The sequence below is a fragment of the Acidobacteriota bacterium genome, assembly GCA_039028635.1.
Classification (GTDB): Bacteria; Acidobacteriota; Thermoanaerobaculia; order Multivoradales; family JBCCEF01; genus JBCCEF01.
Map to the genome: position 1 here is coordinate 25015 of JBCCHV010000058.1, position 18651 is coordinate 43665.

Annotated in this window: 9 protein-coding genes; all 9 read right to left on the reverse strand. The window is 68.8% G+C overall.

The window, feature by feature from the left end:
* Positions 1-67: 67 nt before the first annotated feature.
* Entirely contained in the window at positions 68-1090 is a 1023-nt protein-coding gene (locus AAF604_19875; GenBank protein MEM7051936.1) for a cytochrome c, read from the reverse strand.
* Positions 1087-3000, reverse strand: coding sequence for a hypothetical protein (locus AAF604_19880; protein ID MEM7051937.1), 1914 nt, complete (start codon positions 2998-3000; stop codon positions 1087-1089). The genes AAF604_19875 and AAF604_19880 overlap by 4 nt, the downstream gene beginning before the upstream one ends.
* Positions 3001-3059: 59 nt before the next feature.
* A complete protein-coding gene (locus AAF604_19885) occupies positions 3060-9488 on the reverse strand; it encodes a hypothetical protein (protein MEM7051938.1) in 6429 nt (2142 codons plus the stop codon).
* A gap of 22 nt (positions 9489-9510) precedes the next feature.
* Positions 9511-10728 (reverse strand): SCO family protein, encoded by a 1218-nt coding sequence (locus AAF604_19890; protein ID MEM7051939.1) that lies wholly within the window; start codon positions 10726-10728, stop codon positions 9511-9513.
* Between the two features lie 413 nt (positions 10729-11141).
* Complete coding sequence (locus tag AAF604_19895; GenBank protein MEM7051940.1) at positions 11142-11861, reverse strand: hypothetical protein; 720 nt, start codon at positions 11859-11861, stop codon at positions 11142-11144.
* A gap of 19 nt (positions 11862-11880) precedes the next feature.
* Complete coding sequence (locus AAF604_19900; protein ID MEM7051941.1) at positions 11881-15072, reverse strand: CHAT domain-containing tetratricopeptide repeat protein; 3192 nt, start codon at positions 15070-15072, stop codon at positions 11881-11883.
* A 5-nt stretch (positions 15073-15077) separates the two neighbouring features.
* The gene (locus AAF604_19905; GenBank protein ID MEM7051942.1) at positions 15078-15797 is read right to left on the reverse strand and encodes a hypothetical protein; all 720 of its coding nucleotides are present in this window, start codon (positions 15795-15797) and stop codon (positions 15078-15080) included.
* Between the two features lie 39 nt (positions 15798-15836).
* Positions 15837-16409 (reverse strand): sigma-70 family RNA polymerase sigma factor, encoded by a 573-nt coding sequence (locus tag AAF604_19910; protein ID MEM7051943.1) that lies wholly within the window; start codon positions 16407-16409, stop codon positions 15837-15839.
* 161 nt (positions 16410-16570) lie between these two features.
* Positions 16571-18562: a CARDB domain-containing protein gene (locus tag AAF604_19915; protein MEM7051944.1), complete on the reverse strand. Its 1992-nt coding sequence runs from the start codon at positions 18560-18562 to the stop codon at positions 16571-16573.
* Between the last annotated feature and the right edge of the window lie 89 nt (positions 18563-18651).

The following is an 18651-nucleotide window of genomic DNA, read 5'->3' on the forward strand; positions in this document are numbered from 1 at the left end:
GCCGTGGTCAGGGCCCCGCGTGCCTTCGAGCCCGTCGGGCGGCTGCCCCTGCTTGACGTTCGGAAGCTCAGTTCGTTTGCTGGCCCTCGCTTCGAGGGACCAGCTCTGCGAGTCTGCGCCGAAGCTCGACGAGATCGACCTCGCGGCCGGTGGATTCCAGGGCCGTGGTGAGAATTTCGGCAACTGCCAGGGCCTGAAGCTGGTTGGGGAGGTGGTCGGTCGGCAGGTGGTGGCGCCGCTGCAGCTCACGCCAGCGTCGTGACGGAGCCAGCGAGGCCGCCACTCGCAGGCAATCGGCGCAGGGTGACGCGGTGTTTCCCAGGAGGAGTGCCGGAGTCTGCGGGCTGAGCTCGGCGGCGGAAGCGGCGCCGAGGACGATCCAAGCGAGGACTTCGGGAGGCTCTGATGCCGTCGCAGCGTCCGCCGCGAAGACCGCGAGCCGGAGGTTGCGGCCGTAGACTCCGCCGCCAGTCGCGAGGTCCGCCTGCCAGGCCTGCAAAACCGCCATCGCGGCTCGCTGCGCGTCGTCCGGCGGGCTCGATACCAGAACGCCGAGGGTCACGGAGTCGTGATTTACCCCAGGGGCCGGCGCCTCGCCGAGGGTCTTCAAGTAGGCCAGCAGGGCGCGGGCGTCGCCGTGGCTCAGCCGATAGCGCGGCATGGCGACCTGCAGGCGATGGCCGGCCGGGTCGCGGCCCATGGTGACGGCGCGGATCAGCTTGGGGTCATCGTAGGGCGGGTGGGACCTGCCGTGGGCGGTGCCGGCGGTCCAAGGGCGAGTCAGGGCCGACCAGCGGAGGTCGCTGGGCCGGACGCCACCCTCGGGGCGACCGCGACCTTCCGGACCGTGGCAGCTGGCGCACGGCAAAGTGGCGGCGGAGAGCTCGACCCCCTGGCCGGCGGCCTGCCCAGACGGCAAGGTCGGGGGTTCGAGAACGGCGGTCACCGGCCGTCCATCGATTCCGAGGCCCCTCTCATAGAGTCGCCGCCCGAGCTCGATCTCGTCGGCCTGGCCGGCGATCGCCGGGGCGGTCACCATGGCGGCCACCAGGGCGATCGCTTTGGTCCGGCGTGGCAGGAGGCGATTCATGGCGCCGGCCGGGTCGCTGGCACCTGCAGCCGGGCGAGGGGAGCGGCGTTCGATCCCGCGGCCCGAGACTCGATCCAGACCAGATACTCGCCCGGCATGGCGGGGCGAAGGCGCGCCCGGTAGCGCGCCCCGTGCGGCGCCACCAGGGTTGCCGGAATGCGCTGATGCCAGCCGCCGGCGAGACGCTGCACCAGCAGCACGAGCTCTGGCGCGGCCTCCAGCCGCGCTCCCGCCAGCTCGACGTCGAGCTCGACGCCGCCGCCGCGCAGGCCTCGGACGCTGCCCGCGACCAGCTTCGCGATCATCGGTGACGAGGCTTCCGGACGCGCCGGATCGGCCTCGACGGTGACGCCAAAGCAGTGAATGACGCGCGGAGCATCGAGGAAGACGGCGAGGTCGTAGGAGCCAGCCTCGTCGAGTCGCACCACCGTTTCGTAGATGCCCGGCGCGCCCTCGCGCAGACTGCGGTCGACGACCCGCACCGCCAGCGGCCGGCGACCCTGGGTCGAGAACTCGCCCATCGGGGCCGCCATGCCTTCCATATAGAAGTAGACCGCTTCGTCGTCGGGGTTGGCGATCACCACCGCGTTGGCGCCCGGCGCCCTGGCGAGGGAGGGGGCGAGCATCGGCACTCCCCGGCGGGCGTAGGGTCGCTGACCGCCGGGAAAGTCGGCGGTCTGGATCGGCTCATGGGCGTTGCCGGCGGTTTCCAGAGGCACCATCAACACCAGCTCGCTGCCGCGGTGGCGCACGTAGGCGAGCTCGCTGGAGAAGGTCACCTGGTCGGGTTCACCGGCCATCGGACCGCTCTTGATCAGTCGCCCGCGGGCGGCATCGACGATGTGGAGCAGATTGCTCTGCCGCGACAGCGCGAAGGCCAGTCGGCCCTCGGGAGCGAAGCGAATCTGGTCGAGCGGCGCGCCGGCGGCCAGGCGATGGCGCAAGTCGGGTCGTCCCTTGGCCATGCCGACGGCCACCAGAGCGCCGTCGGCGTGGCTGATCCAGGCGCTGCGGGCGAGCGATGACCAGGCGATCGAGGTGGCGCCCCGGCCGGTGGGGAGGCGTCCCAGGATGGCGCGTTGGCGGAGGTCGATGACCTGCACCTCGCTCATTCCCTCGGCCATGGCCGGCCGCCGCACGACATAGGCGTGCCGATCGTCCTGATCGAGGACCATGTCGATCGCTGCCATGGGGCTCTGGTCCGAGTCCTCGAAGGGCAGGGATGCGGCGATCTCGCCGGAACGGCTGTCGATCAGGGTCACGCCGTTGGCATGAAGCGCCCAGACGAAGGCGCCATCCCCTTGGGGCAGCAGGCGGGAGACCCCGGGGCCGACCTCGAGCTGGCGCTCGATACGCCAGGTGTCGGTGCGCAGGACCGCCACCTGGCCGGTCTCCGGCTGGCTGATGTAGAGGCGCCCGGGAAGGCTGGGGTCGCGCTCCATCAGGACCCAATCGGAGCCGCGACTGGCCAGCGAGACGAGGGTCAGCAAGCGGCTGCCGCCGTAGCCGAACAGCGGATCGACCACGCTCAGGGTGGCGTCGTGGTTGAGGGTCAAGATGTAGTAGGTGTTGAAGTCGACGGCGGCGCGGGAGAGCAGGCTGCCGGAGAGGTAGTCGGCGACGCGCTCGCCGCAGGCGGGGGTGCCCGCGCCCAGGCGGCGGCCCATCCAGGCGGCGGGCTGGGCGCCGCTCAGGGGAGTCGCGGCGGCGGTGTCGCGCAGCGACAGCCGCAGGCGAGCCGGTTGCTCCGCGACCAGCTCGCCGGCTGTTGCCGGTGCTGACTCGGAGGCGGGGATTCCCGCGAGCTCCACCTCGACGACGATTCCGGCGACGGTGGTCGAGTCCTCGAGCCTCGAGGTCGCGGCCCCTGCTCCAGCCCCTGTCCCAGCCGCGGCCAGGACGAGCAGCAAGAGCGCGAGCCTTCGCCAAGGGTTGACGGGTCTCGAGGCTGACCTCCCAGCCGCGACGCTCATTGGCTCGCCTCCTGCGCCGACGCGGTTTGAATCGCCGGGCAAGGAATCGCCGTGGTGACCTCGGCCGTGTCCCGGCCGCCGGCGTCGGAGGCGACGCACACCGCGGTGGAATCGCCGAGGTCGCCGGTCCAGGACCAGGTGCGGGTGGGTCCGGTGGGAGCCTCGAGATCGAGCGTCGCCAGTGGCTCTCCCGAGCAGTCGCTGCCGGCGTAGAGCGACAGGCGGCTGGCAAAGCGGCGCTCGCCGGGCTGCGATCCCAGGATCGAGCTGTTGCTACCGATGACCGTGGTCAGCGCTCCGTCGGTGGTGTCGGCGGTCACCGCGCTGAGCACCGTCACGATGTCCCGGTGCTCGTTCGCTGCGACCTCCGGACCGACCCGGAACAGGCCCCAAGCGCCACCGGTGAAGCCATTCGACTGCCAGCTCCGGTAGAGGTAGTCACCGGGAACGCGGTCCTGTCCACCGGCGCCGTTGTGCCGGGCTCTCCCGGTGCCGGTGCCGACCGGTGCCAAGACGACGTCGAAGTGCTCGCCGGAGCCGAATCCGCCCTGCGAGCCGAACCACTGCGAGAACGGGTTGTCGCCCAGGGTTTGCGGCACCGGACCCGGCCCGGCGTAGCCGGCGACGTTGTCGCGGCCAGGCAGCGGCACGTAGGGCTCCTCCTGCCAGCCGTGGCCGTGCAGCACGAAGGTCTGTCCCGTGAAGTTGCCCAGGGGGTGGAGCAGGCGAAGGCGGTAGGGAGTGCCGGCGTGGGCGGTCAACAAGGTGGTCGAGGGATCCCGCTTCACCTGGGCGCTCGACAACCAGCACTGCTGGTGCGCGAAGTCCGACAGCAGCAGGCTGCCATAGGGCTGGGGCTCGGTGTCTCCCGGCGCTGCGGGAGCGGTGGTGGTCAGGTCTTGGGCGGCCGGTGGTGCCATGCGCAGGAGGGGCGTCTCGATGCCGTAGCCCACCGCCGCCACCTGGCCAGAAAAGTTGCCCACGTTGAGGACGTTGAGGGCCTGGTAGCGGTGGTTCTGGTCGCGGAAGTAGAGCTCCAGGTCGTCCTGGAAGAAGAGCACCCCTTCGCGGTACGGCGGTCCTTGGGCGGGATAGATGGTGGCCTGCAGGCGGGTGTTGGCGTCCTCCACCCAGCGGGAACCCACAGGCTCGATGATCAATCCTCCAAAGAGGCCCTTGGAGGTCTGGAATAGGGGGTCCGCGGAGAGCAGATTGGCGGCGCCGAACTCGACCGGCTTGTACTCGCGGGCGAGACCACCGTGTTCGTCGTGGGTCTCGACGTGGCCGGCAAACCAGTACGAGGTGGAGGTCGGTACCGGGCCTTCGTCGTCGTGGGTTCGGCGAGCCGGAACCGTCTGAACGGGATTGATTCCGGCGTCGTAGCCCGCTCCGACGAGCGGGTCGTAGGTCACCAGCTGGGGATGAAGACCGATCCGGGTCGAGGCGGCGAAGCTGCCGGCGCAGAGCTTGCCGAAGCCGTCGAGGGCGGTCGGATCGCTACCGCTCTGGACCGCCAGGAGACGCTCCCGATAGCCGGCGTCGGTGCACTCCGGGCTGCCCTGCAGGGGATTGACCAGGGGTTGGTCGGTGGGATTGTCGGTGACGAAGGCGGCGGCCTGGGGGTCGAGATGGTTTTCGAGGGTGACCTCGAGGCAGTCGCCGGCGGCGGCGCGCAGCACCAAGGGCTCGTGCTGTCGCCCTTCTCGGAACTGCCAGCCCTCGGAGGTTTTCACCACGTCTTCGGCCAGCACGTAGACCACCCCATTGGGAGACTCGAGGGCCGTCCTCAGAGAGTCGGACACGGTGGAGTCGTCGGCCTGGGTGATCTTGATCTCGAGGTCCACCGGGCTGCGATAGGGGAGGGCTGTGCCCGCCGCGAAGCTCTCGGCGTCGAGGGCCAAGACGCGGTAGCGCCGGGTTCGAAAGCCGTCCCGCTCGGCGAGGGAGTCGGGGCTGCATACCCAACGACCGGCGGTGTCGATCGCGGTCGGACGATGGCGCTCCGGTGGCGGGTTGTCCGGTAGCGGGGCGAGGAATTCCTGCCGTTCGCCGTAGGAGCGCAGCAGGCCCCAGCCGCCCTTGCCCTGGGCCTGGACGTTCGAGTCCGTCTGGTAGAGGTAGTCCACCCGCGGTGCTCCTTGGGCGGCGGGCAGGCGAACGTTGATCTCGAAGTGCTCTGACAGCGACGTCGACTGGGCGGCGCGATAGCCGGAGTTGGCCAGCGAGGGCTCGAACAACCAGGGCAGGCCGCGCAGGGTGAACTGGTGGTTGAGGAAATGGGCGCCGGTGAGGGTGCGGATTTGCAGCCGGTCGCCGGCATAGGCTTCGAGCAGCGGCGTCATCGGATCCTGTCCCTCGGCGCCGCCGGTGAGCGGCGGGTACCAGTCCGGCTGGACGTTGAGGGCCGGGTTCTGGCGCTCGATCGAGCGATAGGCCTGGGCGTAGTCGCGCGCCGCCGATCGCTCGCCGGTGGCCGGTGGCGGGGCGCCGTCGATGCCGGTCACCCGCGGCGCCAGCGGCTCGCTGCGGTAGTTGATGCTGTAGGCGCCGAACATGGCGCCGAAGGAGACCGTCTGTGGCCAAGGGCCCACCGGAGCGTTGATCCCGGGGCTGTTGAGGGCGCGGGGATAGTCGACCCCGTAGTTGAACTTGTTGGCCAGCGAGCTCGGGCCGATGCCCGATCCCAAGACCGGGCCCGGGCAGGTGGGACAGATCTCGTCGAGGGCCAGCGGATTCGGCGTGCTGACGGCGTTTGCCGGGTAGGCGAGGGTCATGTCCTGGAACTCGAGGGTGAACTCCCGGACGCCGGCGAGGCGCGGTTGTGAGTCGCCGCCGATCGCTTCGTCGCGGTAGAGGATGTTGGCTCGCCAGCTCGTCGGGCCGCCGTCCAGGGGCCGGGCGGCGTAGGCCTGCTCGCACTCCTCCCCCAGGGGATCGAGGCTGCCGCCCATCACTTCCCCGGTCCACGAGTCGACCCACTGGGAGCACTGTGGCTCGATCAGCACGCCGGCATAGAGGCCGGCCTGCTGGTGGGTCGAGGGCGACAGGTGGTCGTGGGTGAAGACGGTGCGCAGGGTGCGGTCGTCGCCGAAAGTGTCCTCGAGGGGGTCGGCCATCCAACGCTGTACCGTCGCCATCGCTCCGATCCAGCGGCCGCCGGGGCCGGGACCGAAGAACGGCAAGGGACGCGCCTCAAGCGGGCAGCGGCCGTCTTCTCCCGCCGTCCGGCCATCGGGGCAAAGGCCTTTCGGGCCGACCCGCAGGCCACCGCCGGCATTGATCGCGGCGATGCGCTCGCGGACCTCGTCCGGGCTGAAGGTGGCGTCTTCGTAGTTGAAGCCGTTGGCGGCGCCGTCGGAGGAGGTGACGTCGAACTTCACCAGGTGGATGTGCTGGCCGATGATGTCCGTCGGGGTGCGCACCTGGTAGTCGTCGAGGGCGTACTCGCTCGGCACCAGGTTGGCGTGCCAGAGATCGATGCACTCGCCGGAGTTGGCGCGCATGAAGAGGGGCTCGGGGGCCTTCTCGCCTGCCAGCGTCGGCTCGACGTCCTGCCACAGGCTGAGCATGCGCTGCTGCGGGAAGTGCCAGCCCTCCTTGGTGAAGACCACGTCCGTTTGGATGGCCGCGGCCTTGTAGTGGCGCACCTCGCCGTTCCACTGGTCTTCCCGAGCGCAGGGCTCGGCGTAGGGGGCTCCCGGCGCCGGTGGGCTGCCATTGAGCCGGAAGGCGGTGCTGGGATCGCAGGTGCCGGAGCTGTCGCAGCTCGGCACGCGGCCGCCCGGAAACAGCTCGCCATGCCACAGCATCGCCAGCTTCTCCGCCGCTTCGCCTTGCTCGTCGAGGGCCTCCGCCTGAATGTCGAGCAAGATCTTCGAGAAGTCGTGGCGGGTATGGCACTCGCGGAAGGAGTTGCCGGCGGCACCGGGGGTGCAGCCATCGATGTCCGCCGGGTCGGTGACCTCGGCGACCTGGCTCTCGGAGCCGATGCGATGGCGCGGTAGCCCGCCGTCGAGGGGCACGGTGGTGCCGTCTTGCTCGTGCTGCGCCACATCGAGGGGTGGCCGGACGGCGCGTTGCCCGGCGAGGCCCGGGATGAAGAAGGGGAAGCCCGGATTGCCGATCTCGGCGGCGGAACCGGCGTTGATCTCGGGCTGACGAGCCTGTGCCCCGATGGTTCCGGCGAGCTCGACCAGCGCCGGGTCGTTGCCGAGAATGTCCCAGCCTTCGCCCTGGCGCAGCAGGGTCAGCCCGCGCTTGCCGTCCGGTGACAGGGCGACCGGCGCCGGCATCGGGGCCATGGCCAGTCCCGGCAACGGCACGATGGCTGGAATCGGCGTGCCGTCGGGGATGGTCGGATCGGGCAGGGCGCGGTTGGGTTCCACCAGGCGCCAGGCGACCTCACCCTCGAGCTGGCGGCAGTCGTCCGCTGCGAGCGTCTGGCCCTGGTGGACGCACTGCCAGGCGCTCGCCGGGCGACCGCTCTCGGGGTCCATGCGAGTGCCCGCCTCGAAGACGTCGTGGACTCGCCACATGGCCCACATGCCGGACGCGAAATGAGGATAGAAGTGGCAGTGGAAGATGGCGTCGCCGACGGTCTCGTTGCGGTTCCCGGAGCCGTTGTAGACCATCTCCAGGGTGTAGGCGGAGCCGGGTGTGATGGTCTGGCTGTCGAGGTAGTGGCTCGCCGCCGCGTTGGGGGTGTGGAGCCACTGATGGGCGTGCTGATGGTGGACGTGGGCCGCCGCACCGCCGACGCTGGCGATGCGGTACTTCACCGGATCGCCGAGGTACGAGTGGTAGACGTTCGAGGGATCGTCCGGGAAGCGAATCGCCGGTCCGCCTTCCGCTTCGGTGGCGGCCACGCTGTTCGCCGAATCCGTGCCGAGGGCCGCCGGTTGGGTCGAGACCTGGGCCGGATCGCCGTTGGGCCAGGAGCTCAGGAAGAACTCTTCGTACTTGCAGCCGACGCAGTCCGCCTGGGGTCCGACCCGCACGCGGTTGGCGAGCAGGCGGGGCCCGATCGCGTCCATGCCGTAGTTGATGGCGAAGCTGTCCAGGGAGCCGCGGGCGGAGAAGATGTCCGCCAGGTAGGGGGTGATGTTCCAGGCGGTGGGGCAGGTCGTCTGGCTGGCGGTCACGACGCCGACCTCGCAGGAGGTTCCGGTGCTGTCGTCGCAGTCGGCCTCCGGCAGGGTGATGGTGGTCAGTCCTTCGCGGTCACTGCTCCAGGTGCCCTCGACGCCGACCTCGACGTTGGTGCCGGTGATGCAGGGGAAGGTTTGGGAGGCCGCGGCGAGGGGCTCTTGGTAGAGGGCGGTGATCTCCCGGAAGGGGCGCGTACAGCGGCCTTCGGGCGCACCGTTGCCGGTCGCCGCCGGAACCGGAAAGCAGAGCGGATTGTCGGGGTCGTAGGGGAAGTCCCCGGGCTGGCTCGAGGTCGGGTCCTGGTAGGCCACGATGGCGGTGAGGTCCGTGCCGGTGAGGTTGCCGTCGCGATCGATCATGGCGAGGATCGGCCGGCCCTCGGCGTCCTCGGCCCAGTAGTCGATGATCGGCTGTCCTCCCGGGGTCAGGCAGAGCTCTCCATCGGCGGTGGCGGTCGGCGGGAAGGGGCAGTCCGCTCGCCGGTTGGCGGCGAGCAGATCCTGGCGCGTCACCTGGCTGCGGAAGAAGACCGACCCCTGCGGCTCGACGTTGACCATGCCATGGAGGCCGAGGGCGATCTGTCCGTTGCCGGAGATCAGACCGGCGTTGGCGGCGGTGCTGTGCAGCGGGTAGGCGCCGTCCTGCTCGGCACGGTAGATGTAGACGCGACGTTCCCCGGGATTCGCCAGGCTGGTGTCGTTGGCGCCCACGAAGCTGGCGTCGGCGTTGATCGCCGCCACCTGGTCATCGCCGTCGCAGGCCGCCACCAGGGAGAGACCGAGCACGTGTGCCCCGGCTTGCCGAGTGACCGTCTGGTCCAGCACCGGCTGAAGGCCATAGGCCTGGTTGAACTGCCGCTCATTGGAGGAGGTGTTGGGTACTTTCGCCAGCAGGTTCTCGAGCTCGATGCGCAGGCAATCCCCTTCGGGAACCCGCAGCACCATCGGGCGGGGGCGTTTGTCTGGCCGCAGCATGACCCTGCCGGGCTGAAGTTCGTCTTCGGAGCACTTGGTGCCGGGGACGCAGACGACGTCCGAGCGCAGGGCGAAGATCTGGCCGTCCGGCTGGCTGGCTCCGAGGCGGTTGTAAAAGAACGGCTGGTCGAGGGCGACGATGTCGGCGTTCACCACCCTCGGGCAGAGGGTGCGCAGCTCGGCGTCGCTGGGGCACGAGGCGGCTGGCGCCGGCTGCGCGGTCACCATGACGAGGGCGGTGGCGGCGAAGACCATCCGCGCCTGCCGGAAAGTACGGCGGGACGAGCATCGAGTCGAGGTCATGTCGATTGTCCTTATCCTGGGCCTAGCGGCTGGTGGAGGGTTGAGTCAGGGGCGAGACCACGGCGTCGGGGGGCGAGTCGTCGGCGACGCTGCGGACCACTTCGAGGAGTCCCTCGGCGGGACCCAAGCCGAAGGCTCTCTGCCAGAGGCCGGTGCGGTCGTTGCCGACCAGGAAGATCGCTTGATGGGCTTCTTTGCGCGGCACCGCCTGGCCGAGGCGGGCGAGCACCCGTTCGACGTCTGCTGGCTCGCCGGTGAGAAAGCTCCATCCCGGGCCGGCCTCGAAGGCTTCTGCGTAGGTGTTTAGGCGCTCGGGCGTGTCGTGCTCCGGGTCGACCGAGATCGACAGCAGGAAGACATCCCGGCCGAGGCGTTCGTCGAGGGCCTCGTGTAGCCGTTGGAGCGCTCCGTGCATCACCGGGCAACTGCCGGTGCAGGTCGAGAAGAAGGGGTTGATCACCACCGTTCGGCCGGCGATGAGGTCGCTATAGAAGCGGTGCTCCTGGCCGTGTTGGTCGACCAGCCGGGTGTCGGTGAAGTACTCCCGGGCCGGCTGGTTGCCGAGGGGGTGTTGGGCGTTCGCGGCCGCCTGCGCCGGGCGGGTCGCGGCCGGTGGCAGCTCATCGAGCAGGCGGATCAGCTCGTGCGGCGGAGCCAGGCCGTGGGCTCTCAGCCAGCGATTGGAGCGCGTGTCCCCCAGCAGGATCAGCGGGGCGTGATCCTCCTTGAGGGCCGAGAACACCCCGAGGTCTTTGAGCAGCCCGTCGACCACCGGCTTCGAGGCGGTGAGGAGGCGCCAGCGCGAGCTGCCGTCGAAGCGCTCGGACCAGGTCTTCAGTCGCTGTGGAGTGTCGACCGCCGGATCGATGGTGATCGAGACGAAGGCAACCTCTTCCGCGGCGTCGGGCCGTGCTTCGAGCTGACGCTGCAGGGTGGCGAAGAGGGCACCCATCGGCGAGCAGACGGTGGTGCAGGAGGTGAAGATGAAGTTGATCGCCACCTTGCGGCCGGCCGCCAGCGCGGGTAGCCGGACGGTCTCGCCGTGCTGGTCGACCAGCTCGACATTCGGCAGCTCGAGGGGCAGAAATGCCCCCTCGACAGGGCCCGTCGCGGACTCTCGGTGATGGTGATTCTGACGGTGTTCCTGGCCTGCCAGAGGCAGACCGGCGGTCAAGGCGGCGCAGGTCGCAGAGACCAGCAAGGCTCGCAGCGAAACTGGAAGAAGACGAGCGGATTCCATGATTCCCTCCCAACGGATTCAGCACAGGGCGCGCGGATCGACCGCGCTCGTAGTGAAGACTCGTCCAATGGGTGGGACGGGAGGGGATTCTCTTGCAGGCGAGGGTGAGATCTTCTTCGCCAGAGAAAAGAGCTAGCAGGCTGCTGAAAAAGTCCGCTTCGCGACTTTCCAGCGCTGCTAGCTGTTTTTTCCGCGCGGGGCTACGCGCCCCTGACTGCGCGTCCCGCTCCGGCTCAAGAAGCGCGGTTCTTGAGCCTCCTCTCCCGTCGCGGCGGCTGCCCCGCCGCCAGGCCGGGGGCGCCCAGCCCTCTCGGGCCCGGACGCAGGTTGCCGATGAGTTTTTCAGCAACCTGCTAGAAGAGAAAAGGACCGGCGGGTTGCCGGTCCTGGTCATGCTGGAGCCATCGCTCGGGTCAGCGGTCTTCGCCCTGGGGGGGATCCTCCTCGTCGCCGCCCCACACCCCGGAGGCCTCCGGATCACCGATCACCCCCACCCCGAAGATCCGTTGGTCGCCGTCGAAGTCGGCGATCGAGCACTGCACGACGATACGCGGATGCTCGTTGGCCGGTAGCTCGCCCCGTAGGGCGCCGGACTCCGCCACGTATTGCATCGTTGGCACCGGGGGGATGGCCTCTCCAAAGACGTTGCTGATGCTGAGGACGGAGTTGCCCTCTCCAAGGGTGACGGTGGAGCCGATGCCGAACTGCGAGCCGCTGCTCGCTTGAACCTTCCAGATCTGGTCGTTGCCCCAGGGGTTGGTCGGTGCCTGGCGCTCGCCAGAGGTGCTGGTCGTGGTGTCCGCGACATGATCCGCGTAGCAGAGGGCGAGGCGACTTTGCTTGAGGTCGGTGGCCTCCATCAGGGCGGCGCCGTAGAGGGCCCGATAGTCGATGGTGGGGTCGGGATCCCGATAGTGGGCCAGCACCAGCTCCGGGGTCATCGGCAGACCGGTGATGCGCATCTGATCGTCGCTTTCCCAGTAGGTGATCTGGAGCCCTTCGCCGACTTCCGGCTCGGTGGTGACGGACAGCACGCCGTTCTGCGAATCAATGGTGATCTCGGTTCCGAGACCAAATGGAATGCCGGCCGTCAACCAGACCCTCCAGACACCGAGGAAATCTTGCTCTGCCATGGAAAACCCTCCTCTCGATTCATGGGCGATGGGTGGTCGAAGATGGCCGCGGTTGGAGGTCGGCATCCTGCCAATCGCCGACCATCACGAAGCCGGCCCAGGATTCGGGGCGAGCGAACCGCGGGTCGCGTCGCAAGACGCCTTGTGCTTGCCGCAGAGCTGCGGCGGGGGCCGAACCCTGAGCGATCGCGCCGTAGAAGTGGCGCACCAGCTCGGCGGTGGAACGGTCGGCGACGGGCCACAGGCTGGCGATCACGCGGCTCCCCCCGGCTTCGAAGAAAGCCTGGGTCAAGCCCACCAGCCCCTCGCCCCGGATCTCCTTGCCGAGGGCCGTTCGACAGGCGGAGAGAAAGACCAGCTCGGCGCGCAGGTCGAGGCGTCGTAGGTCGGCGGTACCGAGGAATCCTCCGTGCCCTGGGTCGGTGGCGGCGGGGAGCGAAAGCTCGAGGCCGGAGCGGGCCGGCACCACATCGTCGACGTGGGCGTGGGTGGCGAGATGAAGAATGCGGAAGTCGCCCAGGGACTCGTCGAGCAGCCAGTGGGCGTTGGCATCGGCATCGAGGGCGATGCGGGTCGGCTCGTCACCGGCGGCGGCGGTGACGAAATCCGCCTCATTCCGGCTGAAGCGCAGCCGGGGCAGCCGGTCCTGGCCCCGGGAGGTGGTCACCAGGTCGGCTCCGGACGGGCCCGAAGCCAGCCTCAGATCATCGGGCGAGAAGATCGGGTCGGCGAGGACGGCGGCCCATCCTTCGGCGACGGGGCGCGCGGCGCGCCGCCGCCGGTCGAGGGCGAGCACCGCGGCGGAGGGAATGCGCACTAGCTCGAAGCGATCCGCGAGCACGCCGTCCGCTGCCGGCAGGGCGGCAAACGGTAGGAGATGGAGCGGTCCGTCGAGGGCGAGGACGATGCGCTGCGGCGCTCTGGCGAGCCTCGCCGCCGCGTCGCCGATCAAGCGCTTCGAGAGCCAGCGGGCGCTCTCGCCGGAGCCGGTGCTCGAGAGCAGCTCCCGCCGTGCCGCTCGGACGATCTCTTCGAGCTCGGCCCGCGGTGGCAGCGGAAAGACCTCGAGGCTCCACGTCGTCACCACGAAGAGGTGGGAGGCGTCCTCGCCGACGAGGTATTCGAAGAGGACGGTGGAGTCGTCGAGCAGCCTCTGGACCGACGCCAGGTCGATGCCAGTGGCGAGCGAGAAAGACGTGGGAGCCGAGCCCAGCAGGCTGCGCAGGCCCCAGCCACGCGCCGCCTCGCTGGCCGCCAAGGCGGCGGGCTTCTGGTCCGCCTCCAGCAGCGCGCTGACGTAGCGCTCTCGGGCTCGGCGCTGGGCGCCGGCGAAGAGAGCCCGCAGATCCGAGCTCTCGAGCTCCAGAGTCACGGCATCGAAGGCGGCGAGGGACTCTTCCAGCAGGCCGAGGACGGCATGGGATCGAGGGCCGGACGAGGATGCGGCGCCGGCCTCGAGCTCCGCGAGGTGGAAGAGGGCCCAGCCTCGACCGTGGGGGTCGTCGAAGCGATCGTAGGCGTCGAGAGCCTCGGCGAGACCGGCGCGCGCCGCCGCGGGCCGGCCGAGGGCGGCGAGGGCGCGGCCGTGAATCACCCGGACTGCCGCCACCAGCGCCGTGTCGTCGCTCGTTGCCAAGGCTCCAAGGGCTCGCGAGAGGTGCTCGAGGGCGATGCTGGCGTTGCCCGACTGCAGCTCGCACCGACCGAGGAAGGCGGTCGCCACCGCTTCTCCATGGTCATCGTCGGTGGCCGCCTCGAGCTCCTGTGCTCGGCGGTAGGCGGCGCACGCCGTCGGCCAGTCACCGAGGCTGGCCGACAGGTGGCCGGAGATCTTGAGAGCACTGGCCTCGCCGGCGACGTTGCCCACCCGGCGATGCAGCTCGAGGGCCTGTTGCGCCCGTTGGGCCGCCGCCTCGAAGTCCCCCAGTCGGGCCTCGGTGCTGGCGAGGTTGTGCAGGGTGCGGGCACGCCAACGCTGATCGCCGAGCTGCTCGAAGCGAGCGAGGGCTCCGCGGTAGGCCTCGAGGGCCGCTTCGAGCTCGGCCCGGCGGCGGTGCAGGCCGCCGAGGTTGTGAAGAGTTTTGGCTTCGAGCTTGGTCAGGCCGAGGGCGCGTTGAATCTCGAGCGCCTCTCGGAATCGCTTCAGGGCGGCGGGCGATTCTCCGAGCACCTTGTGGGCCTGGGCGATGTTGACCAGATAGGCCGACTCGGCTTCGGCGTCGCCTATCCGGCGAGCCGCCGGGAGCGCCGCCTCGAAGCAGCCGATTCCCGCTTGCAGCCGGCGCTCCATGAGATCGATCAGACAGAGATTGCCGCGCACGATCGCCTGGCGGAACGGGTCTTCGAGCGCTTCGGCCAGGGCCAGCGCCGTCTCGAAGGCCTGGCGGGCGCCGGTCGTGTCGCCGTCCGGTCCCAGGACCAGGCCGATCTCGTTCCAGGTGTCGGCCAGGCGGGGGCGGTCCTCGGGGGCTGTCCAGCGCAGCAGCGCAGCGCGGGCGTGCTCGAGGGCCGGCCGGTAGTCGCCGAGCAGGCGGAAGAGCACCGCCTCGGCATAGAGAGCTTGGGCGGTCAGTCGGTCCTGCAGATCCCGACGCCAGGGACTGCCCGGCGTGGTTGGATTCTGAGCTTGGTCAGGGGCGTCATCCACCACGATGCCGTAGAGGGAAAGGGCGCGGCGGCGGCCGGCACCGGTGCCCTCGGCATAGGCCCGGCCGGCGGTGGTCAGCTGTGCCAGCGTAGTCAACCAGCCTTGGCTGCCCGAGCCTTCGCGGCCGACACTGAGCAGGATCTGGTAGCGGCTGGGGTGGTAGTGGAGCACTTCCGGGTCCGCAGACGGGCCCCCCGGTGCCTTGGTCGTGACTCGCAGGGTGACTTGGCCGCGGGCCTCCGGTGGCAGCAACAGCAACTCGATGCCGTCGTAGTCGAGGGGCGTGTCGAGGATCCAGGGCTTCTCGCCGCCGGGCCAGCGAGCCTCGAGTCGCACGTCGACCCGGTTCTGCTCGACGAACAGCGCGGCGCGTCGGCCGGCGGCGAGCTCGAAGCGATAGAGGTGCTCGCCGCCGGCGGAGCTTGCCCCCGGTAGGCGATCGACGTTCCGTTCGACCGGTACGCCTGGAGCGAGGGGCAGCGCGGAGGAGAGTCCCTCGTCGGCCATCGCCACGCCGCCGAGGAGGACGAAGCCGGTGAGGACCTGCCACGCGATGGACCCCATCGGTCTCACGGCGGCGGGACGACTTCGAAGGAGAACTCGCCGGCGGACTCGACGCGACCGTCGGCCGATCGCAGGGAGGTGTCGAGGCGATACGGGCCGGTCGCGAGCAGCATCGAGGGCAGGCTCAACACCAGCGGCCCGGCCGGGGGCGGCGTCAGTCCTTCTGCGGACCAGAGGGTTTCACCCTCGGCATCGCGAAGGGCGACATCGACACCCAGTCCGGAGAGATCGCCGAGATCCACCGCCAGGGCGATCCAGGGCTCGTCGGGGTGCACGGTGATGGCGGGTTTGGCGGGCTCGCTGGAGGCGCTGTCCCGGCGAATCTCCAGCACCACCGCCGGCGTCGCGGCCCAGGGTCGCTCGAGCCGTTCGATCTGGTCCGTCAGGGCGCGGTTGGATTGGGCCAGGCGCAGGGCGGGCAGCAGGGCGATCAGGAGGAGGGCGGCGGCGGCGAGCCAGCGCAGCGGAGAGGCGGCCCGCGGCGGCTCGGTTTCCGACGGGATGAAAACCGGCGCCGTGGTCGTGGCGCTGGGGATCGCGGGGCTCTCCGCGGCGGGGCCGATCTCGGCCAGGCCAAGGCGCAGCTCCTGGGCCAGCTCGACCGCCTCGAGACACTCGCCGCAGTCGGCGAAATGCTCCTCGAACCTCTCCTGCTCCGCCGCGTTGAGTTGCTCCAAGACGTAGCGCTCCACCCAGTTGTGCTCTTCGATCAGGCGATGATCCACGGGCTCATTTCCATTGGGGTTGTGGGACATGACGCGAAGCTATTTCACTTCCAGCCGCGATCGCTCGCCCCAGGGCGAGCCGAAGCGCGCCTCGAAGAGCTGCTTGTAGCGCTCGCGCGCCCGGTGCAGGACGCAGTTGAACTGGGAGGAGGACAGACCGAGGTCCTCGCAGATGGCCGGTTTGTCCTCTTCAGCGAGGTAAAAGCGGGTCAGGATCTCGCGATCGCGCGGCGTCCCGAGCTCGCCGAGCAGGTGACGGGTGAGGCTGGCCCGCTCGCTGGCGATCAGCTGCGCCTCGGGCTCCGGTTCAGAGGCCGCTCGCTGCAGCGTGATCGGGGAATCCGCATCGGTCTTGCGCCGTGCCTTGCGACGGTGGTGCTCGATCACCAGATTGCGGGCCAGGGACATCAGGAAAGAGCCCAGCTTCGCCGGCTCGCGAAGCTCCCCTTGCCGGATCTTGGCGATGCCGAGCTGGAGCGTGTCCTGGAGGAAATCCTCGGCGTCCGCCGTCTCGCGCAGGCGCTGACGCAGCAGGGCGAAGAGTGGTCGGCTGTAGCGCTCGACGAGCCAATCCTCGGCCTGCGAATCTCCTCGCAGAATCAGCGCGACCATTTCTTCTGGTCGAACGTCAATTGGGGGCACGCCGAAACACTACCACCAAGGAATCACTGCGGGGCAAGGGTGCGCCCGCGGCGCGGAATTCCCCTGGCGTCGACCCAAGGGTCACCCTGCCGGCGAGGCTTTCGCCGGCAGGGTCCCTGCGATGCCTCGGCTCAGGGGGCCGCGGTGCCCTCGCAAACGTCGGGCTCACCGCAGGCGTTGGGGTGCCACCCGAGGGGCAGCGTGTCGGGCCGCGGGCACTGCGCTCCGACGTGCTCCCAACCGTTGGGGTTGTTGGGGTCGTTGGAGCAGGTAGTGCCATCGGCCCGTACCCCTCGGCAGACATGGTGCAATCCCGGCCACGGGCCGGCGGTGCCACTCATGCAGACCTCGGTGCCGACAGCGTTCTCCGCGCCCGATGTGCAGGGCAAGCAGTCGAGCCCGCTGTCGGCGACGGCCAACCTTCGTTCGGCGAGATTGAGCTCGTCGCTTTCGGTCACCTCATTGGTGTTGTCGGCAAAGACGACGATTTCGTGCACGCCCGGCTCGACCGCCTGGTTGGTGATGAAGAGCAAGGTCTCCGATGCCATGGGAGCCAGAGCGGGAGTGGCCAAGGACTCCGCATAGACATGGTCCGCCGGGTCCGTCGCCAGGACCAGAGTGTTCGAGCGGCTCGCCAGGGAGCCGCCGATATTGGTCACGGTGACCTCGAGCTCGAGGGGGTGGCCCGATATCGGGTTGGCGTCCAGGGGTCGAACGTGGGTGACTCTCAGATCCGGCTGTGAGCCGACCGGACCACCAGCGACGACGAAGCTGAGTTGATTTCGATTGTTGCTCTCGACAGCTTCCTCGATCTCTTCCAGGGAGTCGGTTTCGACGGTGATCGAGTGAGGGCCCTCCTGCAGCGCCGGATAGTCGAGCTCGAAGCCACGAATGGTCAAATGGCGACTGCGTTGCGCTCCCAGGCTTCCGGTGTAGCGATCACGCACGACGATCGCGCCGTCGGGCTTCAAGAGAGTCACTCGGTAGTGGTGATTCGGTGCGAGGATTCCGCCTTGATTGGTGAGCGTAACGTGCAGCTCCATCTCGTCCCCCGCAACCGGAGTTCCGGGCATCAATCCGATGTATGGTGGGCTCAGGTCGGCGACTTGGCCTGCACCTCCTCCTTGGGTCGGCGACCCGAAGTTTATGCGGTGACACCACTCAGGAATCCGGGAGCCTTGGCATTCCGGCAGCAAGGCCTGAAAGTCAAAGAAGGGTAGATTGAGAGGCAGGTTGGGGAAGGGGTCGTCTTCGCATGGCTGCCAGCCATTGCGATTCCGAGAATCGAAGCAGAAAACTCGATCCGTTGGGCTGAGAGTAGAGGGCCCTTCGGCCTCTCTGTGGAGTGGTGGAATCGTCAGAGTCCTGCACCGAAAAACGACCTCGGTGCCGGCTCCCCCAGGGATTGGGTTTCCTGTGTTCGGGTCGATGGCGGTCGAACTGACGTGGCCTACTTTCGTGCACATGGTGTAGGTGGATGGGTCGCCGTCAGGATCGATACGGATCGCCCCTAAATCTGCATCGGTGGCGCGATCGAGCTCCAGATCGTACTCGGCCTGGGTTCTGCAGTCCACGAGCTTGGTGCCGATGGAGATTCCGATCGGATAGCCGGCCATGCAGTGGCATTGACCGTCTTGGTCCTTGTACATGCGATCCGGCCGAGGGCAGTCAGCCGCGGGATTGCAATCGGGACGGTCTCTCGGTTCACCCTGTTTACAGACGCATTTGCCGTCCGGACTGCTCCACTCACGGTTCTTGCGGTCCTTACACTCGGGGCTCCAGGGGCGGGTGTTGTTCAGAGGGTAGCCTTGACGTCCTGGTTTTCCCGGAAGGTAGTTGTTGGGATCTATGCTGACACTCCCTCCTTGGCCCAACGGAACGGTGATTGGAAGGACGACATTCCAGTAGGCTCTGAGGTCGGCAAAAGACTGGACTTGGTATCTCTTCCCAGGTTCCGTGAAGGGTGACCACTTTCCGGTGCTGAAGTAACCGAACTTGAATGATGGGGAGGCGAGAAATCCCCCATACACTCTGGCTAGCGAGATGACGCTCGGGCTTTGGATGCCATAGGCGCTGCCAAGGCCTGAGTCGCTCGTGATCCACTGGTCGATTCTGAGATCCATGACGATCTGGGCGTTGGGGGACCGCCCCCATCGGGGGCCACCCCCGGCGGTTTAATTTAAAACCCAGGTATCACCGGGGGGGTTGGCCC